Genomic DNA, 22,607 nt, shown 5'->3' on the forward strand with positions numbered 1-22,607 from the left:
GAATTATATTTATTATTACAATAATAAAAGGATTAAGGCAAAATTAAAAGGATTGCCTCCTGTAAAATACAGAATTCAATCCTTATTAGCTGCTTAAATATATGTCTAACTTTTCGGGTCCAGTTCAGTGAAGGGCGGTTCTAAGAAAAAATAAACTTTTTTAGCAACTAGCCACCTTGCGGTAACAGTTACATAAGGCGAGATGTTGGAGCATCTCGTCTTCTTTAGTTTATGCAAAAACTATTGTTATAATACTTCTACACTTATTATAACATCAACTATTGTACATGTCATGCAGATTTATCCACGATAGTTGATAAAAAAGACATTATTATTAAAACGAAATCAATTTTGTTCCTGTTTCAAAATACTTTGCAGGGGCATAACTTGTCCCATTTCGATCCTGAAATTCATTTCCAACATATAACGATACAATCATTGCGATTACTCCAAGAAAAATCACTCGTCTCACACGTTGCTTTTTCTTTTTATCCACTCAAATTTCCCCTTTCTATGAAAAAAGGCACACCCCATTAAGGGGTGTGCCTTTGGTTTATCCATTCAGCTACTAGTACAAGAAGGATTATATACTTTTGTCGATTCAAGTCATTATACAATACTATTTAACTAATTTCTATTCTTCATATAGTACCAATTTGATAAATCAGTAATAATATGTTCCTTTCCAACCCAATTCCAACCTGGTGTTTGCACAGGGAATGGAAGATCCGCAAGCACCCTTCTCTTTTTAAAATCATCGTACGCAACACCTTTAATTTCCACTTCATTTGTCAGGCACAAACTCATTTCATTCACACCTGCTGGGTTTGTTTCAACATTGAACGAATATTTTCCATCTTTCGTTTTTAATGGCGCATACCATTTGCGTTGGCCATCAATAATTTTTTCCTTCCCATCCCAATATAAAGACTTAGTTGGTCTGTTACTATCAAAGACATGTCCTGTTACTCCAGATAAATACATATTTTTAGGTAGGAATTTTGATGTTAAGCCATTATTAGAAACACTCTCTAAATCATATGTTGGTTTTAGTCCTTCATCTGCAAATGGATACTGTGCCGTTGCTTTTGTAAATACACCTGGATAATTTGTATTCCAATCATTTTTGTATTTTCCGTTAACTTCATAAGAAAAACCATACCCAGCATGGAGCTTAGATGGTGCTAAATTATCAATACTTCCACTTAATGTTTCATAGAACATTTCTCCCACTGTGTCCTCTTTTGACACACGTTCACTTACTGTTTCTACCACACCTTTTACACTCGTAACTCCGCACATCCCTTTTTCATGGGATGGTGCATAGATAGCTGTTTTAATAGGATTGTTTTTGTATGTGGTTTCTTCTATATCTAGACGGTTACCAGCAGGATTAATTTCTGCCTGAATTGTTCCTTTCCCCTTATGTTGCCAGCCAAGGTTCAAGGTTTTCTTTTCTCCCTCAGTTAACCTTACCTTTTGTGATGCTACTTGTAGTCCATTATGCTTGAGCACGACTACTGTTTCAGGATTTGCATACTTCGCTTCTAGCGCATCTAACTTTTTAATTTTGTTTTTCTCTTTTTCTAACTTCTGCCTTGCTGTATCTAACCTACTTGCTGCACTATCCAGTCTATTTTCTTCCCAAGAGCAGTCTCTATCGTAATAGTGATGGTTCCCTTCTGCATCTACCTCATGAATTGGATTACGACGGCAATAACTAAGACTAGACTGCGCACTATCTCTATCGGATTCAGAACTATTTACCGCTTGCTCGGACATATTAATATTGTTATTTACCTTTTCTCTATATTGGTCACGTTCTGGTTTAAAATTATCACGTGATACATCTATTCTTGTTTTTATATTCTTTCCTTCTCTTGCTGTTTCTCCTTCAATTCGGTCAGCAGAGAAATCAATTTTATATTTAAAATCATCTTCATCACCTGGATCTGGATTAGGTGTTACTTCTGTACCACAGTTACCATTTATGGTGAAATCAACAGTTTTCTCATTTGATTCCCTTTGAACAGCATCAAGAACTTTAATTTTCGCAGTATACCGGCCACACATTTGTGGCTGCCACTTTAGTTCTTCTGACTTAAATTGCCCTGCATCACCTTCATTTGGTTTTTGATTATCTTTTTGCGGTGTTGAACGCAGATAATTTTCTTGATGATACACGGTTTCGTCATCTTTTGTAATATCTAACAGCCATTTAACTCGATTCCGTTCACCAGCAGCTGATTGATATGGATTTACTGTTGTCCCATTCGGATCTCTATCGTTATACCCTTTTCCCTTGCTGACATATTCAAAACCGTTAAAAGTGAATTTCACAGGTACATCTTTTTTTCCACTCGTAGCTTTAAAATCATCTATCTTAGGATTACTTGTACGTACATACCACAAGCTATACCTATTCACACTATCTACACCACCAGCTCCTGCATAACCACCAGAAAGGTAGGCTATATCCCTAATCCAATAAAACTTTCCTAATGTAACATTAGGACCATTAAATTTTTTAATATCATGTTTCTTCAAATTCCCCAAAACAAAATTGGGTTCTCCCCAATACTTATCTTTAATAACAGTTTTCGTAACTTGTTGAACTTCTGTTACCATTCGATCACCAACAACAACTTCACTGTTAATGTACCCATCATTTGAAATTCGAACATAAGGATCCGATGTATCTTCATTTTGGACTAGATTTTCCCATGGATTTCCCCAATTGAAAGAGCCATTGTAAACAGCAGGAAAATGTAAGTCAGCTTTATAATTGAACTCTTTTGATCTATAGCCACTACCCGGTCTAAGCAAATTACCACTTAGTTGCAATTCATCAGATTTTAAAATCGAATTTTTACTGCCATCAAAAAATGGTATGTCATTATTTGCCGCACTTGCAACTGATGGTAATGCCAACATTAATGATGCGCAAGTCAATAATAATCCTTTTCTCATTCTCATAAAATCCTCCTTAAACGCAAAAAAAGGACAAACCTGTACCTTGGTAAGGTACGTAAGGTTTGTCCTTTACGTATTTATCATTATATTAAACTTATATAATTATACAATATTTAACTCAACCTGTAAATACTAAATGATTATTTAGGCTCTACTTCTACATACATCATGTGATCTGCTGTAGAATGGCCTACACGAATTTTATATTTACCTTTTTCATAGTTATTAATTGATTGAGCATCTACAGTTTCCTGAATTTCTTTATTTAAAACTAAATCAGAATTTAACATAGTAACCCATTTTTTAGTTAACTCAATAGTTGCTTCATTATTATCTAAGAAAATAATTTTAAAATCATTTTCATTATTTGCATCAATATAAACTTGCGCACCAATTGTACCTGCTGGCAAGTACATATTTTTATCAAGTATTCTAATAGTTCCATTTAAATCTGCATATTTAAGGTTAGTACCAAATTTACTATTCACACTCTTAATAATGTTTTGCGCTTCTGTAGAAATGGATTTTTGAGAAATTGGATTATCCATAGCAATCGGATTATAAATAACATCCTCTGTAGTTAAAACTTTGTCTAAACTCGTTGGTAAATTAGTTTCTGGTTTTTCCTCTGGTTTTGTTTCAGGTTTTGTTTCAGGTTTTGGATCTGGCTTCACTTCTGGTTTTTCCTCTGGTTTTGTTTCAGGTTTTGGATCTGGCTTCACTTCTGGTTTTTCCTCTGGTTTTGTTTCAGGTTTTGGATCTGGCTTCACTTCTGGCTTAGTCTCTTTTTCTACTGCATTAATAGAGTTATATAAGAACTGGCTATATTGTTCACGAGTTACATGTGCATACGGTGAATACATTTTACCTCCTGTACCAATAGTAACGCCATTTTCTTCTAATGCACTAATTGCTTTTAATGCCCATGAGTTTTTATCAATGTCAGTAAAGGAAGTTGTCTTAGTAGATTTGAACTTGAAAGCATTTGTAAGTACTTGCGCCATTTGTTCACGAGTTAAGACATCATCTGGACCATATTTCGCATCACCATAACCACTTACCAGACCTGCTTTAGCAAGTGCTCTAATTTCTTTTTCAAACATATGTCCTTTAATATCAGTAAATGGATTTTTGAAGCTAGCATCTGCATCTACTGGTTTTACGTACATATAAATCATACGAGCAACTTGCCCACGAGTTACATTGTCACCAAAACCAAAGATATTATTTCCGTACCCTTGTACTATTTTACGATTTGTTAAATCATAAATTGCTTTTGTAGACCAGTGATTTGCTGGAACATCATTGAATTTTAATGAGTCTGTGTTATCAGCCTTTGCAGTAAATGCTCCTGCTCCTAGTAATGATGTACCCATAATTGTTAATGCTGTTGCTGTTTTTAAAAATTTGTTTGCCATTGTTTGTTCCTCCAAATATATTAGTTTTTTTCATAGATTCCTTTATTGTACCGAATTTAAATATAAAATCCAGATATTTTAACATATAAATTATTGAACTACCCCCATTTTCACTTCGTTTAGAAGTGAGGGATTCCTAAGTAAAGGGTTCTATCGAACTCTAATTGATTAGGCTATCTCCGCAGTCCTTGCGGTTAGAAGCCTTATCGCTTCATTTTTTAAATTGATACTTGCGTTAATATCCCTATCATGGTGTGTACGACAAGAAGGACAGTCCCATTTACGTAGATTCAGATTTTTAACGTCTTTGTTTTGATATCCACAACGAGAACATAATTGGCTGGAAGCAAATGTTTTCGATACGACAATGACTTGTTTCCCATACCATTTTGCTTTGTATTCTAACATGGATCGAAATTGCGACCATGATACTTCACTAATTGCTTTTGCTAACTTATGATTCTTTAACATATTCAATACTTGCAAATCCTCTATACCAATAACATCGTGGTTTTTGATGATTTCAGTTGAGACTTTGTCCAAGTAATCTTTTCTAGCATTCGTCATGTGTTCATGAATTCTAGCCACTTTTACTCGCTGTTTATTCCAGCGAGAAGACCCTTTTATTCTTCTAGAAAGAACGCGCTGCGCTTTCGCCAACTTCTCTTCTAATGACCGAAAAAACTTCGGATTTTTATAGGTTGTTCCATCTGACAAAATGGCGAAATCTTTTAGTCCCACATCCATTCCGATGTAAGATTGTGTTTTCGGAATTTCTTGCACTTCTGTTTCAACTAATAATGACACAAAGTATTTGCCAGAAGGGTTCCGTCTAACAGTCGCATTTACAATACGTCCCTCTACTTCACGACTTTTGGCAAATCGAACAAGACCTAGTTTTGGCAATTTTATTTTGTTTCCTACAATGGCAATGTTTTCATTTGTTTGTTTTGTGGTATAAGATTGTACGTTATTCTTCTTAGATTTGAAGCGTGGGGCACTATTTTGTTTCTTAAAAAAACGTGTATACGCATCCGCAAGGTTACGAACAGAAGATTGAATCGCAATACTATCTACTTCTTTTAGCCAAATAAACTCTTTTTTCATGGCAGGAAGTTTGGCAGAGCATGTACCATATGTTAAACCTTTTCCAGTTTCTTTATATGCGTGATCCCATAGAGATAAGAAATGATTGAATACAAAGCGAGAACAACCTATTGTTTTATTAATTAGAATTGCTTGTGCTTGATTTGGATAGATACGAAACTTAAAGGCCTTATTAATTATCATTTGATTCACCTCCATTTTGGTATATGACTATCATAAACCAAACGTATATTTGATGGATAAAGAAGTAACTCTTTATGTATATCGAACAATTAAGATGGCTTCCTGCCATTCCTTGTTCGAAGCCAATTCATCCCCCACCTACTCACTGGGCTGTGACCCTTCACGCTCCTTGAATAAGGAGTCTTCTTGGCTAAAACGATAAATTAGCATTTTTATAACTGTTGTTCTATATGGGAAATATTACCATATAGAAATAGGCTTGTAAAGTATTTTTATATATTTATTTATAAATATATATTTCTAGTAAAAAAACTACACTTTTCAGTATAGTTTTTACCTCTTTTTATACATATTGATATTTTCAACGGAAATAGATTTGTCCCATTCCATCTTTGTTAGCCCATATGGGTGCTTTCACACTATCAATCCCTATCATTTTAAAAATAAAGAAGTGATGTTCAGCTTTTATTTTAAAATTTAATGGCTGATTATGATCTACGCGCCCTTTAGTATATTCATATTTCCATCCATCCATATTCTGCTCTTTCATTTTCTTCTCTATATCAGGAATTAGATTTACGTTTTTTCCTTCATATGTGTACTGAAAACCACCTGTTTGTTCTGCTAACTCTACTGTACTAGAAGCAAAATCATGCGCCTTTACTAACTGCATTCCATACAGTACACCTTCTGGTATAAGAGTTATCAATAATAAAGAAAGCGTTAGAAAAAGCGCTGTTGTTACTGTATTTTGCATTTCTTACACACCTACTTTTTCTTATTTATTTCACGTTTCCTCCAGCTTTCTTGTTGTCAGAATCTGCTTCATAAATAAATATGTGTTTTGCGTTACTCTTAATGCTGCCTTTCTTTTCATCAAATTGTTTCGTATAACTAGCAGCTTCCGCCTCTCCTTCAACCGCAATCATTGCAGGTTGCTCATGTACAGCATGTACAGAAAACTCTCGTTTTGATGCCGGATCCTTAAATGTTGCATTTTGTTTATAAGACTTTTCAAATTCTTTCTTTGCGATATCTGGTTCAATAGCGATTTCTTCTTGTGCTCGTAAAACACCTACTTTTACGGCTTTATCCATCGCTGTACTTCCAGCACGTTCTGATGCAGACTTATTATCTGTGTGTGTTGTATCTCCAATAATCATATCTGTCATTAAAAATAAACAACCAACAAATAATAATAGTGAGGCAGCCCCTATTATTATTTTTTGCATCTTTCTTCACCCCTCCTTAATTTTCAGACTTCCGAAATCGAAATCCACTTAAAATAGAACTTTTCTTTTGATTCAACAATTGGTTTGGCAGCAATAACTCTGCTATTTCCTTCATTATTCCTTCAAGCTCTTTATAATAGTTCCGACTAGATAGTAACGTACTACTTTTTAATTGAGATTCAAATACATCCTCTATCTCATATGGTGCTAAAGCAGTTAATACCTTATCGCCAAAACATTCTTCTACTACTTCATGCTTTAAAAGTGCAGTAGAAAACTTATTCCCAATAATTCTCGTTTTCTCTAAAACTAAGTAAGAAACAAGTTTTCTCTCCTTTTGTGTAAGAGGATGCGCTATCTTTAACAATTGATGCAGATCTGGTTCTGCTACAAAGAAAATAAAATCTGCCATTTCACATATTTCATGGTATAAATCTTTATCCCAATCGTACCCCGCATCAATAATAGATATAGGCGCTTCTTGGTTAGCCAATAATACCTTAATAAAATGGTCAAAGTCCTGCTCTGTTTCGTTTTTCAGCTCTTGGTCCACTATAGGATTCTTTACGATATAATTTATTCTTCCTTGCTTCCATTTTGGAATTGATAATATATCAGATTCCTTCTGTAGCATCTCCTTATATCGCTGTAACATAAATTCACTACGATAGTTTTCTGGTGCTTCTGTATATCCCTTTAATAAAGGATACGTATATCCATCATCATATAGATTCTCTATATAGTTCACATCAATCTGTAGTTCATTTAAGTAAGCAGCTAAAAGATGTGAAACAAAAGTTGCACCACTTCTTTTGTTCATGCTGGCCACAACAATTGTTCTTCTCGGAATAGCAATACCTATTTGTTTTTCATATACCGGCTCAAAAGCCAATTTATATTGTTTTTTTATAATAGGTGCTTTTTGTGACTCACCTGGAACAGACTTACGCTTTTGATTGTTTTTAAATAGTTTCTTGGAGTTAGAGGAAGCTTCATTGTTGCCACCTTCCTCTAATTCACTTGATACTTCCTCTTCTTCCTCATCAACAGGAACTTCGGGTAACTTTGTTTGTTGTGGTGCCTGACTTGCGCCTACAATTTCTGCTACATTTTTAATATCCGACTCCTGTAGCAGCTGCGGGATAACTTTATTATCAATATCAATTCTACGAGAGTTAAAAATGTCATAGATACCTAGATAAATCAGTTTCGCCAAAAACTCATCATCATTTTCACGCTCTGTAAATACCACAATACGAATATCTCGATTAAAGCGAATATCTCTTAGTTTCTGTAAGATAATCAATTCACGTTTCTCTTCATGTCCCGCATCAATATTTAATCGTTTGTCATTAATACATAGAATATCGGGCTGTTCTGTATCTAGAATTTCATCTAGATACTTGATATGCATCACATCACTATCAGCTACTTCAAATCCCGCACCAATAAAATCCTCACGTAAATATGCCGTATATACAGTATCACTAATAGCTAAAACGATTTTTTTCACCATAGTTAACCTCCTACAAAATCTAACGTTGGATTAAAATCATGTTTTCAATTGGAATTTGTGCCTCAAGATGAACCTTCCCAATAATCTCATTCAAAATATACTCAATTTCAACTTGTTCCATTGTACGTGGAGCTCCAAAATCAGAATTTAGCTTTACTCGTATTTCTAATCGATCTTGTATCTCATGTAAAGGTGTACCAAGATAAAGAATGCTGTAGTATAAAACACCATCTTCAATATTTTTTTGAATCATATCTTTTGTTTGATGAATAAACGTAACCTCAGCAAGCTCAATAAAAGGATCATTAATTGTTACTTTGCTATTCCAATTTAAATTCCAAATCTCGCAATGTTCTTCCGCATGTACAACAACTCCATTAACAGAAGGCGTAATCGCGAAAAGACGATCTACAGGAACTTTGGTTAACGAGGTACTATTACCTTTCTTTAATTCAAGTCCTTTTTCCATTCGCTCATGTTCAAAAGCATATTCAGCACCAGTGAATGCAACTTCGCAAAATACTTGTTCTAACAATGGACGAATCCCTTCATATGTTCGTATAGCAAATACACTAAATTCCTGTGTTTCATCTGTACGAATGATTTCGTACAATTCATATTCAGATGCATTTGCTAAGGCAAAAGGAATATCTTTTATAAAATTCGGATCAGTATATAGATTCTCAGGAATTTGCGTTTCAGGATGATTTATAAACTCAAGGCATAATTGATATCCTTTTAAAAATGCATTTTTAACAGCTGCAGGGAATAGAGTTTCAAAACGTTTCACATTATTTTTAAACGTTTTTTCTTCAATTTCGTTATTAAATTCTCTTTCCTGTAAGATATTTGCCTTATTCCCTAGTAATAAAAAGTAGTGATTAATAATGCGACTAATATCCTCTTCAAATGCTGCATTCTCCTCACAATACTTTGTAAATCGTTCTTTACTCATGTTCACAATTTCGTTCATAGCTTCAAATTCTCCCTTTTTATTGTTATTTATACAAAAAAAAGACACACCGATGGCAGGTTATGTGCCTTCGGTGTGTCCGTTTAGCTAGAAATTAAATCTATTAATTTGTATATTTCTCTTAGTTAATTGTAGTTCACGTATAAGAATACCTCTATGAATTTTAAAAGTCAATAGATTAATTACCTCCTTGTAAACTTATATTTATTCCTTCTTTCTATTTTTCTATGTATTTAATTTAAAAAAATACAAGTAATTAAATATAAATAATCCAAGTATTTTATATAAAAACAACAAGAAATATATATAACTAAACTCAATCATTAATTATAAAGAGATTCAGCAAACACCTCTAAAGCCTTGTATTACATACGTTCCTGGATATTAAGCTAAATTCACTATCGTAATATCCCCATTACATACAAGCTCTACATCATAGAAATCACAAATTAAGAAGTTAAATACCATATTACTAAGAATTCACAAGGTTAGAATCATATTACTAAGATAACCACAAGTATTGAATCGAATTATGAACATACCGAGTCGTAACCAAACATAACGTAAATCAATTATATGCTTCCGTAAAAATGCTAATAGATATATTTTCCTAAATAAAAAAGCATGTCTTCAAATTAAAGAACATGCCAAATAACCCTTGCTTTTAAGTAACTTTTTAACAAGGGTTTCCATATATATTTTTTTAAAATCACATAAATTCCGGATAAACACCATTCTTCTTATGATAATTTATCATTGCATCGTGTTTTTTCCCTGTAGACAAGTTTTTTTCCTTAAAACCTATCCAGGACTCTCTAAACTTTACACGCATAAATGCTGGAATAGAGAATATTTCTTGCTCTTTCAAACAACTTTCCACTTGATCTAATGCATAAGTCATTGCGTAAATTAATAATTCACTTTGTTTTTGTTTCGTCGGTAAATAGATTGCGATATCAACAATTTCTTGTCTAAATGCAGTCATTATATTTTCTTTATCTTTTTTACGTAACGCCTGTCCCATATGTTTCAAACGAGACACCGCTTCTTTTCTGCACTTCGCTACTGGTCTATGTAATTCTTTTTTATCATTCTCAATTACGCAGTTTGAAGAAAATACAACGTTGAACTTCTCAATGATGATTTGTTTTACCTGTTTCCTTGCACTAGTAATTCTTGTTTCATTAGATTTCTTCTCTTTAGAATCGATTGCAGTAAATTGCACGATGGGGTTAATAATTTCTATGTAGTGTCTTACTTTCTTTGCATTACGATTTAATCTCCTTTTTAAGGAAGACATCTTTCTTGTAATCTGAAACTCCTCAATTTTATGTTTATAATGTTCCATACCTACTTTTCTTGAAAAAGTATTGATTAAATCTAAAAGGAATATAATCCCTCTATTATCACGAGCCTTTACTAGACTACTCATTATCGTTGTTTGAATTAGGTGAAATGGAATACGGAAATACGATAGCGATATGCCTGTCATCTTTGCAGTTTCTGCAGTAGTGTGGTTATACAACGCATAATCTACAATTTCATATACAGTACGATTTCCAACAGGTGTTTCTTTTACGAGTCTACGCTCCAAACAAACTTGAAACCCTGTATAAATTGTTGTGTAGGGAATCCCACTTTTCTTAGCAAGATCCATTATTTGAAATTCACGTGGTAGCATTCCTATATCATTGCATTCAAAGTGAAGCAAGATGTAAGTAGCTAAAGCTGAAGATGGTAACTCTTTTCTTTCATTTTCTAGTTTTACGATGTTTAATAGTCCATCAAAAAATTTAACCCCATGAACTTTAAAGTTCTGTTGGGAAAAAGCCATTTGCGTATGCATAATGTTGCTAACTCCTTTCGAAAGAGCAGAAAAAGGCACTGTCATACCACGGATACAAAAATACTACTCTCTTAAAAGAGTAATACTTGTATAACAACGGTAAACAATGCCTAAAATTACGCAAGAAATCCCCTTTTTAAGTTGCACAAATACATAAGATACAGTAAAATTATCTTATAATTTCATGCAAAATAAAAAGGTTTATTGGCTTTGTTTACCGCGGTCGATTGAAAATTTCTTTTGGGATTTTTGTGCGGTGTACCACAATGAAGTAGTTGGCGCTATTTCATTGGGCTGATGAACCTTTTTTTGCTTTTTTATATTTTATTTTTTATTATATAAATATTTTATTATTAATAAATTTGTATCTAAAAAAATACAAAAATATAAAGTAACTACATCATATATAGTTTTTCCCATGGTTGCAAGGTGATTTTTTCAAAAGTATGACCTTTGCTAAATGACTATGTATAAATAACCACCACTCAAACACCTCGTTGAGCGCCGCTCAATCAAAAGTCAATTCACAATAAGTAAGAACAACTTAAACAGCCTCTGATCAACCGCCTGATTGTCGCTCAATTAACAAAATATCATCGATAAAGCGCATTAATGGCACATTTTTCATTATCCACACCTTAAATCACCCAACTAATCACCAGTCACTTGTGTGTAAATACTGTTATTTTCGTATGTAGGTTGAGTGGTGATTGAACGGTTGATTTCATTGCATTAAACCTAATTGTAATCAGTCAATTAATCACCGGTCAATCATATTACTATTTTAGAATGAATGATTAGCGAATGGTTGAGTGATCGAGTGAAGGTGTAAGTTTTGAATAAGAATAAACTGTTTTTTTTATGATTAATATAAAAATAGTTTCATACTACTAATTAAGTAGTATGAAACTATTGAAAGAGATGTTTTGGTCAAGAGGTTTTTGCTTACTAACTACTGGTGGTTCATCAATAGACGTAGTAAAAAAATATATTGAAAATCAAAGTGAAAAGTGAGGTGAAATGATATGACAAAGCATAATAAAGCATATAAATTCCGTTTGTATCCAACAGGAGACCAAGCACATCTTATGCGTAAAACCTTCGGTTGTGTACGTTTCGTGTATAACAGAATGTTAGCCGAACGGAAAGAAGCGTATGAAAAACACAAAGATGATAAGGAACAACTAAAGAAACAAAAGCTTCCCACTCCTGCGAAATACAAAGCAGAATTTGAGTGGTTAAAAGAAGTTGATTCATTAGCACTGGCAAATGCTCAACTAAACTTGCAAACTGCCTATAAGAATTTCTTTCGTGGTCAAAATGACTTCCCAACATTCAAAAGCAAAAAAGACAGAAAGTCTTATACAACGAATGTAGTGAACGGAAATATTATGTTGCTTAACGGTCATATTAAATTGCCAAAACTGAAAATGGTACGTATCAAGCAGCATAGAGAAATACCACAAGACCATGTAATCAAGTCATGTACGATTTCTATGACACCTACTGGTAAATACTATGTGTCTATCTTGACTGAATACGAAAAAGAGATTGTACAAAATGAAGTAGAAACAGTTGTTGGATTAGACTTTGCGATGGATCGATTATACGTTAGTTCTGAGGATGAGAGAGCCAATTATCCTAAGTTCTATCGTGAAATGTTAGACCGATTAGCAAAGGCACAACGAGTATTATCAAGAAGAACAAAAGGTTCTATTCGTTGGAATAAACAACGTATCCGTGTAGCTAAGTTACATGAAAAAGTAGCGAACCAACGTAAGAACTTCCTTCATCATAAGTCTAAAGAGTTAGCTACTCATTTTGATGTTGTAGCTATTGAAGATCTAAATATGAAAGGCATGTCGCAAGCACTTCATTTTGGAAAAAGCGTCGCTGATAATGCTTGGGGTATGTTCACTTCTTTTTTAGCTTATAAACTACACGAACAAGGCAAACAACTTATGAAAATAGACAAATGGTTTCCTTCCACAAAAACATGTAGCAGTTGTGGAAATGTGAAAAACATGTCATTGTCTGAGCGAGTATATTCTTGTATATGTGGTGTAAATCTTGATAGAGATTATAACGCAGCTATCAATATCAAAAATGAAGCAATACGCCTATTAGCGTTGGCATAGATAGCAATAAAATAACCCTTGGAACGAGGGGGTTAGCTCGGTTGTCTTAGGACAAATTCGTTAGCTATCAAAAGTAACGACTAACCGAGAAGCCACCACTTCAAACAGTCCATTAGGACGTTAAGTGGCGGGTAGTTCACAGATTGGAAGAAATAGAATTAGAAAACTCTTTGTATAGCAAAATAAACCTAAGTTCTATGATTATTATAAGTTTAAAACAATAGCTGTGAATGAATCATATTGATAATCAATGAACTAAGCTTTTGAAATGATATTAAGAATAAGCAAAATAAAAAGGCTATCAAATGATAGCCTTTTTATTTTTTTCCAAAAAGCTTAGAGAAAAAGCCGCCTTTTTGTTCAGTATTCTCTTGTCGCTGAGCATTAGCACTTTTTTGTTCTTGAATTAATCGTATAGTACTCATTAACTTTTCGTCACGTTCCTCTAATCGCTTATTGATTCTATCGAAATTATCCTGACTTTGTTTAGCCACCGCAGCGAAGAATTCCATATTTTGTTTTGTTAATTCTTCAGTCACTTTAGCTGTAACTTCCTCAGTAATTTTTTCCGTCAAAGCTTCTATAAAGTCTGGATTGACCTGTTGTGCTTTAACTAGTGATGTTTCTTTTGGTTCACCATCACCGTCAACATCTTCAGCATAAACATTGCGAATAACCGTCGGATCCATATCTAAAAGCCCAACAATTTCGTGCTTTTTCTTTGACTCAGAATAATAATGTTTAATCTTTTTTACTGTATCAATACTATCCTCATGAACATATTTAAGTTGGCGTTCTTTTTTTATGTTCAAGTACTCATCGAAATCATTCAACCATCTACGAAGAGTACTTTCAGGAATATCAAGCATGGTTGCTACTTCAGATACGCGATAATAACCATCGCTTAACTGTTCATCAATCATTTGCTCACCACCTAACTATATGATGCCTGTCCTATAATACATTATATAAAAATTCTATAGAAACTAAAAGAACCCCTTTGTAGATTACATAAAATATCATGGACTTTTATACCTGATCACTCAATCATTCACTGCTCATTTATTTAGCTGCATACCAATAATACCTATGTTATCGAGCGGTGATTAGTCGGGTGAGCGTGATTAACACTTGATTATGTACAAAATCACCTTAAAATTCTGTGAACTGAACTAAAAATTTTACATGGATTTTCACTTATTAAAATGCATCTTTTATAATCATTACGTATTCATTACAGTGTTTATTACCGTAATAAATGCGTAACAATTAAAATATTAATTACGGTAATTATTACGGAAGTATTTAAAGTATTGATTTAATAAGATTCTTGATTATCATCCGTAGATGTATTATAGTTAGTACATACAATACTTCGGAAATATATACCGAAGTATTTACGGCTTTTATAACGGTATTAAATTCCGTATAATTATCTTGTCTTTTTGTACCTATAGATAAAATTTATTATTTATTAAAGGTGGTGTGAAATTATTGTCTAATATATCAATGAGTAGTAGTGAAATTATTGATGTGCTTTGTGAGAATTTAAATGATGGGATTTGGGCTTTACGTGTGCTATACGCCGAGGGCGCAATGAACAAAGAAAAGTTATGGGATTATATCAACCAATATCATAAAGACTATCAAATTGAGAATGAAAAAGATTATGAGGGTAAAAAAATACTTCCATCGCGATATGCTTTAGATATTATGACTGCAAGACTTGAAGGAGCAGGGTTAATATCTTTCAAAGCAATAGGACGTGTTCGAATTTATGACGTAACAGATCTAGGAAATGTTTTAATTAAGGAACTGGAAAAACGAGTTGAGAAAAACAACTAAAATATATATTTGAGGAGGATATACATATGGCAGGCAATTTTTCAGAAATCGAAAGCCAAGGAAATATTAGTTTGAAATTTGGATTCTTAGGACTAGGTATGGGTGGATGTGCAATCGCAGCAGAGTGCGCAAATAAAGAAACACAAATTAAAAATAACAAATACCCATATCGTGCGATTCTTGTTAATACAAATAGTCAAGATTTTAATAAAATTGAGATTAAAAACACAGGGAACGTCCGTAAAATACAGTTAGAAGGATATGAACAAGGTGCAGCTCGTAATCCACAGGTTGGAGAGGAAGCATTTGTAAAGCATGAAACAAAGATTTTCGAAGCGGTAAAACAGGAATTTGAAGATCGTGATTTTATTTGGATTACGTGTGGTCTAGGTGGAGGAACAGGAACTGGTGCTCTATTAAAGGCTATTGAAATGCTCTATGAACATGATTACAATTTTGGATTGTTACTGACTTTACCACGTGATGCTGAGGCTTTAAAAGTATTAGAAAACGCAACTTCACGCATTCGTAGTATTGCTATGAACCAAGAAGCTTTTGGCTCAATTGTATTAATAGATAACGCTAAACTATATAGAAAATTTGAAGAGGAAAATCCAAGTGCTTTAGCAAACGAATATACTAGCTATAGTAACAAATATATTGCTGATGCATTACATGAGATTAACCTAGTTACTTCATCATTTACACCGTTTTCAGATACACATTTTGATGCGAGTGAATTTGCTCAAGTAATTAATACACCAGGCGTTTTATCATTAGCAAAATTAGAACTAAAATCAAATCAATTAGACACTGAAAACCCGCTAGGTTACTTGACTCAATTAGGTAACGCACTAGAAAAAGGCGTTTTATACGATACAGAAAGAGAAGAGCTAGAAAGTGCTAAAAAAAGCGCGCTATCTATCGTTACATCACCGCTGCGAGCAGGGCGATTATACAACTTCTCATTCCTTAATCAAATGGAAAACTTCTTAAAAGAAAGAACTCCATATGTAGATGAACGTCCTATAGCTCCATACGTTAATAAACATACAACAAAAAAAGAAGAGGATATAGTAAAATTCTATTCAGTTGTTGCAGGACTTCCATTACCAAAACGTGTTAGTGATATTATTGATGAGATTACGAGAATTAAAGAAGAACGTGAGCAAGCTAATTCAAAGAAATCCAATGCTGTTTTAAATAAACTTTTTGCATTTGATGATTCAGTACAAGAAGAAAAACCTAAAAAGAAAAAATTAAATTTTGGTGCTGAACCTGAAGTAGAAGTTGCTGACGATTCACAACCAGCAAAGAAGAAATTATCATTCTAAACAATAGACCGACAAATATAATTTTGTCGGTCTTTTTCTATTTCAATAGCAAAAAGAAACTACAATGCACAAGTGATTAATCTATTATATTTTCTGTATGTGTAACATGTCTTTATATAATGTAATTGTTTAAATAAATTGTTAGGCCGTCCTAACGATTTTATTCCAATACTTGAACCTTTAAAAAATTGTTCGGTTAAAACATGTCTTCCGTCCGAACAATTTTAAAAGAACTGAAAGACTATATAAATCAATGTTTCTAGCTAATTTTTAGGAAGAGAAGTAATCCAAACTTCAGCGTACAAGTTTTAGTATCTAGATTAAAGCAAATTCAGCTTAAACTTTTAATAATTTACAACTAAATTTTGCTGTAATAAGATATATAGAAATGGTTGTTATTTATTGAAAATACATTCGAGTTATGGAGTTGCATATAATGAAAAGTAAAACGTATAAATATACAAGCAAAGGTACACAGAAATCTTTTCGTTTAAAAGAGGCCGATATATTTGTATTTACATTTTTATATTACAAAAGGTATCTTACTACACGACAAATTACTCAGCTTTATAGTGCATTTGAGGGTAGAGATTTTTCTGAGGATAGTGTGTTTACGAAACTTAATCGTTTTTCAAAATACGGTGCTATCTTGACTAAAAAAATTGATAAAAGAGATGATAGTATAACCAGACGTGCGACATTCTCCTTAAAAGATAGAATGGTTGATTACCTTCAAGAATTAGGAAGGATTCCTGCAGGATCTTCAAAACGTAGATATTCTTCTTCAATCTCACTACATACACTCTGCTCAAGAGAAATATTAGTACGCACACTTTTGGAAGTGTCGAAAAAGACCAATACGAATAAATTATTATGCGAGTTAGATATTCGCTCATATCATCAAAAACAAAAGAAAACAGAAATTGAAGATGCAGGGTTACTTCTAATTCCTGATGAACACATTTCATATAAAGACAAAAATATTTACATTGAAATGGATATGTGCAAAGAAACCAATGCTACCTTAGTTGAAAAGGTGGGGAAGTATATTGAATATGCACAAAAAAACACTAAAAATATAACTGTTGTTTTTGTTATGTATGACAAGTCGATGTTCCTTGCAGAAGATGCAGAACCTCCATACGTACGTATGAAGAATCTCTTATTTTCTATGCGAGAATATCATGAACATTTAATGAATCTACCAAACCTAAATATGCACATCTGCTCTTTGAAAGAAGCTGGAGATGTTATTTCAGATATTCTTCTAGGAATAGATGATAATCAAAACTTTGAACAAGATATTCTCTTACCTTTATCTAAACGTACAGTAGGAGATGCTGATTGGCGCTATGCATTTGTTGAAACAGTTCAAACATTTAAAGAGAAAATAGATGGTGGTCTTAGACGAACGTATAAGAGAGATAAAGATGTAATGCAAGATTTCTTCTTTATTTTTGGGAATGAAAATGATTACCGAATGATTGCTAGATTAGACGATGTTGTGTTTTCAAGAAGAGAAGGTGATGAAGGGGTGCCGCTTGTTGTGATTTATCCAAAGCGCAAAAAGGCTAGAGATATACTTTTAATGGACACGTATGACAACGTATTACTGCTATCCCTCCAAAATGAAGGTGTTACTATCGATGCGGATGAACAGATCATGGCACGTACTGCAAATAACATACATCCGAAAAGACGCAAGCTTGTTGAATTATATTAATCGTTAATTTTTTATATACTTTTATACAATTTTATTGATTTTTATTATTTAAGGTGATAGAATTACGTTTGAACTAAACACAAAAAACTACAATCAAATCAGAACATATGAAATTAAGGCAAGCGACACACGCTGTTTTTACAGTGGGTGTCGCTTGCCTTTTTTTATATGGAGAAAGGTGGAAAATCAAAATGGATTTACAATATGCAACTACTACTACTGGGGGAGTGCTCTCTGCTAGAGAAGCATTTAAAAACCCGGAACTAGTCCTTAATCATATTACAGAAGAGGGGGCAACGTTTAGTGTTTCTCTACAAGATATCCAAATTCCAGGGAAACCAAATTTCTATTGGTACGATGTCATAATTGAAACGGCAACGGATAAAAAGATTGAGGTAAATATCGCGGTACTTTCTCAAGAAGAATACAATCAACTCTGTGAAAGAGAGAGTATTGATTTATATTTAAAACAAACTGAAGATGCAGCAAAATTCTTTCTCGAAAAATCAAAGGAACTATTCCAACCAGAATTCAATAATCGATTCCAGTTTAAACATAAAGCTCAACTATATCTGTAAGAAGTAGGTGAGCCTATATGGAGACATTTAAACAACGATTACCGTTATTTACTACAATCGGCTTAATTAGCGGATTTATTCTTTCATTTGGATTCGGTTTAGTAAACTACATCAAGTTACTCTACTATGCATTTGAACCACCGTCTTATCCTATAGAAATTACATATGTACCGCTTATTTTAATGTTCTTTTCTTTACTATTAGGAGAGTTTAGCTTTAGGTTTTACAGCCGTATTCCAGCTTTACATATAAATAATGGGAAACTAATAATCTTGGTTGCTTCCCACTTTGCGGTTGATATTCAATTTTTATGGTTTGCAACTGCTCCGATCCATGCAAAGGTTATTCCTTATCTAGCGGATAAATCAAAACATCTTAATTTTGGTGAGTATGAAGCCTTAGGTCATGTCTTAACAGGTAATTTTCACACACTCACTATGATTTTTGTATTTTTACCAACAGTATTTATGATTTTGTTTACACTTTGGTATAGTGGGCATATTGTTCGCTACCGAGAAGAGATATTAAAGTGGGTACAAAAATACGAATATAAAAATCACAAATTACAAAAATGGTTTAATAGCCAAGAAGAACAAATATATCCTGATGTAGAAATTGGACCGCATATTGAGCATAAAGAGATGGTTCGTATTAAGGGGAAAGATAGAACGTTAAATTGTATTATTATTGGTCCTATTGGTTCTGGTAAAACATCTAGTTTAATTATTCCCATGATTAATCAAGATTTACATTGGATGGCGCGTTTTATCAATAAGTTCATAAATGTCTTTAAAAAGAAGGATTATCATACAGAAGAAGTAAAAGGAACATTTTTAAATGGTGTGACTGTTATCGAACCGAGTAATGATTTATGCCAAAAGGTTTTTAAGTTAGTGCAAGCACATAAAATACCTGAAAGTGCAGTTTACTACATTGATCCAACTAATCCTGATACCAAAAATATAAACATTCTGCGAGGACCAGTAGATAAAGTAGCAGAAGTTTTCGCAATGGTTATTCAAGGTTTGTCTGAATCTAACAATGCATTCTTTGAACAAGCGCAGCGTAACCACCTTAAACAACATATCTATTTATTAAAGCTTCACAACCCACAAAAAGATGTTACCTTCGACGATTTGATTGAGATGTATGACGATGTAGAACGTGTTCACCGAATGCATAAGCTATTAAAGGTACAGGTCGAAAAGTTATATGATTTTGTTCAAAGTGGAGCAGCTTCACGTGACCAAAAAAATGAATATAAAATTATAAAAGGTATAGACGAATGGTTTGATAATACCATTCGTGAAAAGCTGGATTTTCAAGGTGAACCAGCCGTTTATAAATCGGGAAAATACCGCGGACAACCGATGCATTATGACAGAGAAGAAGAATATGTAAAAGGTTTACGCAACATATTAAAAGATTTAGCTTCAAACGTTTTAATACGACGTGTTTTATTTGGAAAATCCGATTTTGATTTCGATGTTCATTTAGAGCAGGGTGGGATTTTGTTAGTCAATACGGCAAAAGGAGAATTAGCAGACCTTTCAAACGTATTAGGAAAATTTGTATTGTTAAGTATGCAAAATGCAGTATTCCGTAGAGATCCAAACGTCTCACCTTACCATCATATTATTGTCGATGAGTTTCCGGATTACGTTGTGCGGCCGTTTAAAGAATTCCCTGCACAATCTCGTAAATATAAAGTAATTTTAACAATCGCTAGCCAAACACTATCGCAATTAGCTCTCGACTTCACAGAGCAATACATGTTTACTTTACTAGGTTCATTCCGTAACAAAATGATATTTGGAGATGTAACACCATATGATGCAAAAATTTTCTCTGACATGTTTGGTGAGAAAGAGGAATTTAAAGAGGCAGAATCCGAACAGGGCATTTCTCCTATGCAAGAGAATCCAGTTAGTCGACTAGGATCAACCTATCAAAAAACGAAAGAAGTTGTTATGTCACCAGGAGATATCATGGCACAAGGGGCATTCATCTGTGCTGCTCGTATCGTACAAGATAATCATGTGCAACCTGTACAACAAATCACAAGTAACTTTGTACCAAAAGAAGAATTTGCCCAAGCAATTATTCAAGTAGATACAAAAACAGGTGAATATTGGGAAAATGAGCGTCTTCGCCTTATTAATGAATCTATAGAAAAAGCTAATCCTATGAAGCATGTAGATGCAGAAAACATGAAGAAAATACAACCATTACCACCTATACAAGAAGGTGAGATTGAACAGAATAACTCCATAGAAACAAACGAGGAGCATCAACACATTGTATCATTGGAGGATTATAAGGGACAAAAGTCTCAAAATGAAACCTTATCTAATGATCCTGCAGCAATGAACCAGCAGGGGAATGTTGATGATGAAGTTGAAAATAAGTTGTATGAAGATATTAAGGAATTTATTATCGAATCACAACAAGTCTCGCCATCTCTTCTGCAAAGAAAATTCAAGATTAGCTATATGAAATCTATGCAATATATTGAGAAGTTAGAACAAAATCTAGTTGTAAGTTCTTACACAGGGGATGGTCCTCGTAAAGTATTAATTTCAAATAATAGTAGTACATCAGAAGAAACAAGTGTTATTACTACTCATTCACCTGACAATACTATTTCACCGGAAGTAGCAATTCCAATTGAAGGCGAAGAAATCGAACAAGAGGAAACTAGCTCCTTTAAGGATATTCTATACGAAGATGTTTTAAGTTTTGTGAAGGAATCGGGAAGTATCTCTATATCTGTACTACAAGACACGTTTAAAATTAGTTATACACGTGCATCGAGATTAATAGATGCCTTACAACGAAATGGTGAACTGCCTGTTATAGCAGAAGAAACACATGTAGAAAGTATAAGCTCTGAAATAAAAGAACCGGCCGTGAAAGAAGATATTAAAGAAACCATAGATATAGCATTACCTCCTATGGAAGAATGCTATGAAATAAACATGGAGGTAGCAGAACTAAACAAAGAATTATCTATTACTATGTTAGAGCAAGATTGGAATAAAGATTCCATTATTCATTCCGTGATTCCTGTTGAGACCGAACCATTGTTTGAAGAATTCCCATCTGATGGACTTCCCGTTACAATGATAGGAACTGCAGAAACAAGTATAGAATCTACTTCACTTCCCGTTACAATAACAGAGCTAGAAGAAACACATGTAGAAATCAACACGGTTCCAATTGAAGAAACGCTTAATCATATCGAAGAAAACAAGCTAGATGAAGATGTAGCAAAAGTTTACGAATCTATTAGTATTACGGTACAAGAAAACTTAGAAAAAAATAGAGAAGAGCATTCGAAAAATGATGAGAAGCAACCAGAATATAAACCTATGAGTTATAAAGAACGCCAAGAGCACTTAAAATCTCATCAAAAAAATAAGAATAATACTACGCAGTCGCTGCTTAATAAAAATGAGAAACCAAAGCCCAAAACATCGAACGTAATGAGTAAGGAATTGAATAATTTCTTTGATTAATAGTTTGTAAATCTTAAATTAAATCTAGTATTGGTATAGCCAGCATTTCGGAAAAAACCACGCTAAGCCAAAAATAAAATAAGCTGCCCATATAGGCAGCTTATTTAGTCGGGTAAGCGGGGGGCATCGCTGCCCCCAACTCCCCTCAGAACCGTACGTGACAGTTTCCCATCATACGGCTCAAGCCTTCTTTTTATCCGATTTCAGTCCCTTTAGTATAGGC

At 33.5% G+C, this 22,607-nt stretch carries 17 protein-coding genes and 1 pseudogene; 8 read left to right on the top strand and 10 right to left on the bottom strand.

The genetic code is table 11. The annotated features are described in order from the left end of the window. Nucleotides 1-97 (top strand): IS3 family transposase (locus tag PQF83_RS27790; protein WP_134656395.1); only part of this gene is annotated, 97 nt, incomplete at its 5' end. A 237-nt stretch (nt 98-334) separates the two neighbouring features. Here PQF83_RS27790 and PQF83_RS27795 read toward each other — a convergent pair. From PQF83_RS27795 to PQF83_RS27835, 9 genes are all read right to left on the bottom strand, one after another. Next, nucleotides 335-496 carry a hypothetical protein gene (locus tag PQF83_RS27795; RefSeq protein WP_012552682.1) on the bottom strand — a complete coding sequence of 54 codons (162 nt, stop codon included), beginning with the start codon at nt 494-496 and terminating at the stop codon, nt 335-337. A 131-nt stretch (nt 497-627) separates the two neighbouring features. Further along, nucleotides 628-2,976: a hypothetical protein gene (locus PQF83_RS27800; RefSeq protein ID WP_012552692.1), complete on the bottom strand. Its 2,349-nt coding sequence runs from the start codon at nt 2,974-2,976 to the stop codon at nt 628-630. Nucleotides 2,977-3,113: 137 nt separating this feature from the next. Then, a complete protein-coding gene (locus PQF83_RS27805; protein WP_012552690.1) occupies nt 3,114-4,391 on the bottom strand; it encodes an S-layer homology domain-containing protein in 1,278 nt (425 codons plus the stop codon). A 168-nt stretch (nt 4,392-4,559) separates the two neighbouring features. Then, nucleotides 4,560-5,681 carry an IS200/IS605 family element RNA-guided endonuclease TnpB gene (tnpB, locus tag PQF83_RS27810; RefSeq protein ID WP_000586180.1) on the bottom strand — a complete coding sequence of 374 codons (1,122 nt, stop codon included), beginning with the start codon at nt 5,679-5,681 and terminating at the stop codon, nt 4,560-4,562. Nucleotides 5,682-6,042: 361 nt separating this feature from the next. Then, a complete protein-coding gene (locus tag PQF83_RS27815) occupies nt 6,043-6,438 on the bottom strand; it encodes a DUF4320 family protein (RefSeq protein WP_001181745.1) in 396 nt (131 codons plus the stop codon). 25 nt (nt 6,439-6,463) lie between these two features. Next, nucleotides 6,464-6,913, bottom strand: coding sequence for a hypothetical protein (locus PQF83_RS27820; RefSeq protein ID WP_001169428.1), 450 nt, complete (start codon nt 6,911-6,913; stop codon nt 6,464-6,466). A gap of 16 nt (nt 6,914-6,929) precedes the next feature. Next, the gene (locus tag PQF83_RS27825) at nt 6,930-8,429 is read right to left on the bottom strand and encodes a hypothetical protein (protein ID WP_000239320.1); all 1,500 of its coding nucleotides are present in this window, start codon (nt 8,427-8,429) and stop codon (nt 6,930-6,932) included. A 19-nt stretch (nt 8,430-8,448) separates the two neighbouring features. Beyond that, nucleotides 8,449-9,402, bottom strand: a complete 954-nt coding sequence (locus PQF83_RS27830; protein WP_001002941.1) for a hypothetical protein — start codon at nt 9,400-9,402, stop codon at nt 8,449-8,451. 709 nt (nt 9,403-10,111) lie between these two features. After that, nucleotides 10,112-11,248 (bottom strand): hypothetical protein, encoded by a 1,137-nt coding sequence (locus tag PQF83_RS27835; RefSeq protein ID WP_000557422.1) that lies wholly within the window; start codon nt 11,246-11,248, stop codon nt 10,112-10,114. Nucleotides 11,249-12,154: 906 nt separating this feature from the next. Between PQF83_RS27835 and PQF83_RS27840 the strand changes: the two are divergent. Beyond that, nucleotides 12,155-12,262: pseudogene (locus PQF83_RS27840) on the top strand (transposase); the annotation flags it as partial. 11 nt (nt 12,263-12,273) lie between these two features. Then, complete coding sequence (locus PQF83_RS27845) at nt 12,274-13,386, top strand: RNA-guided endonuclease TnpB family protein (protein ID WP_000160678.1); 1,113 nt, start codon at nt 12,274-12,276, stop codon at nt 13,384-13,386. Nucleotides 13,387-13,703: 317 nt separating this feature from the next. Here PQF83_RS27845 and PQF83_RS27850 read toward each other — a convergent pair whose 3' ends face one another. Continuing rightward, the gene (locus tag PQF83_RS27850) at nt 13,704-14,309 is read right to left on the bottom strand and encodes a DUF3967 domain-containing protein (RefSeq protein ID WP_000564666.1); all 606 of its coding nucleotides are present in this window, start codon (nt 14,307-14,309) and stop codon (nt 13,704-13,706) included. A gap of 586 nt (nt 14,310-14,895) precedes the next feature. Here PQF83_RS27850 and PQF83_RS27855 point away from each other — a divergent pair. The 5 genes from PQF83_RS27855 to PQF83_RS27875 all read left to right on the top strand — a co-directional run bounded on the left by PQF83_RS27855 (nt 14,896) and on the right by PQF83_RS27875 (nt 22,384). After that, the gene (locus PQF83_RS27855) at nt 14,896-15,231 is read left to right on the top strand and encodes a hypothetical protein (protein ID WP_000098927.1); all 336 of its coding nucleotides are present in this window, start codon (nt 14,896-14,898) and stop codon (nt 15,229-15,231) included. A gap of 26 nt (nt 15,232-15,257) precedes the next feature. Then, entirely contained in the window at nt 15,258-16,565 is a 1,308-nt protein-coding gene (gene repX, locus PQF83_RS27860) for a plasmid replication protein RepX (RefSeq protein WP_000918313.1), read from the top strand. 436 nt (nt 16,566-17,001) lie between these two features. After that, entirely contained in the window at nt 17,002-18,288 is a 1,287-nt protein-coding gene (locus PQF83_RS27865) for a replication-relaxation family protein (protein ID WP_000837871.1), read from the top strand. Nucleotides 18,289-18,479: 191 nt separating this feature from the next. After that, entirely contained in the window at nt 18,480-18,866 is a 387-nt protein-coding gene (locus PQF83_RS27870) for a hypothetical protein (RefSeq protein WP_000365750.1), read from the top strand. Nucleotides 18,867-18,883: 17 nt separating this feature from the next. Beyond that, entirely contained in the window at nt 18,884-22,384 is a 3,501-nt protein-coding gene (locus PQF83_RS27875; RefSeq protein WP_000447304.1) for a DNA translocase FtsK, read from the top strand. The last annotated feature ends 223 nt before the right edge of the window (nt 22,385-22,607 follow it).

Origin of the sequence: Bacillus sp. FF-1 (assembly GCF_028548245.1) — a bacterium.
Taxonomy (GTDB): Bacteria; Bacillota; Bacilli; order Bacillales; family Bacillaceae_G; genus Bacillus_A; species Bacillus_A paranthracis.

What these genes read in the sequence shown, in the direction of transcription:
- PQF83_RS27850 (WP_000564666.1), bottom strand. Translation starts at nt 14,309, where the DNA reads ATGATTGATGAACAGTTAAGCGATGGTTATTATCGCGTATCTGAAGTA.
- PQF83_RS27845 (WP_000160678.1), top strand. Translation starts at nt 12,274, where the DNA reads ATGACAAAGCATAATAAAGCATATAAATTCCGTTTGTATCCAACAGGA.
- PQF83_RS27815 (WP_001181745.1), bottom strand. Translation starts at nt 6,438, where the DNA reads ATGCAAAATACAGTAACAACAGCGCTTTTTCTAACGCTTTCTTTATTA.
- PQF83_RS27865 (WP_000837871.1), top strand. Translation starts at nt 17,002, where the DNA reads ATGAAAAGTAAAACGTATAAATATACAAGCAAAGGTACACAGAAATCT.
- PQF83_RS27800 (WP_012552692.1), bottom strand. Translation starts at nt 2,976, where the DNA reads ATGAGAATGAGAAAAGGATTATTATTGACTTGCGCATCATTAATGTTG.
- PQF83_RS27870 (WP_000365750.1), top strand. Translation starts at nt 18,480, where the DNA reads ATGGATTTACAATATGCAACTACTACTACTGGGGGAGTGCTCTCTGCT.
- PQF83_RS27875 (WP_000447304.1), top strand. Translation starts at nt 18,884, where the DNA reads ATGGAGACATTTAAACAACGATTACCGTTATTTACTACAATCGGCTTA.
- PQF83_RS27855 (WP_000098927.1), top strand. Translation starts at nt 14,896, where the DNA reads ATGAGTAGTAGTGAAATTATTGATGTGCTTTGTGAGAATTTAAATGAT.
- tnpB (WP_000586180.1), bottom strand. Translation starts at nt 5,681, where the DNA reads ATGATAATTAATAAGGCCTTTAAGTTTCGTATCTATCCAAATCAAGCA.
- PQF83_RS27805 (WP_012552690.1), bottom strand. Translation starts at nt 4,391, where the DNA reads ATGGCAAACAAATTTTTAAAAACAGCAACAGCATTAACAATTATGGGT.
- PQF83_RS27820 (WP_001169428.1), bottom strand. Translation starts at nt 6,913, where the DNA reads ATGCAAAAAATAATAATAGGGGCTGCCTCACTATTATTATTTGTTGGT.
- PQF83_RS27825 (WP_000239320.1), bottom strand. Translation starts at nt 8,429, where the DNA reads ATGGTGAAAAAAATCGTTTTAGCTATTAGTGATACTGTATATACGGCA.
- PQF83_RS27835 (WP_000557422.1), bottom strand. Translation starts at nt 11,248, where the DNA reads ATGCATACGCAAATGGCTTTTTCCCAACAGAACTTTAAAGTTCATGGG.
- repX (WP_000918313.1), top strand. Translation starts at nt 15,258, where the DNA reads ATGGCAGGCAATTTTTCAGAAATCGAAAGCCAAGGAAATATTAGTTTG.
- PQF83_RS27830 (WP_001002941.1), bottom strand. Translation starts at nt 9,402, where the DNA reads ATGAACGAAATTGTGAACATGAGTAAAGAACGATTTACAAAGTATTGT.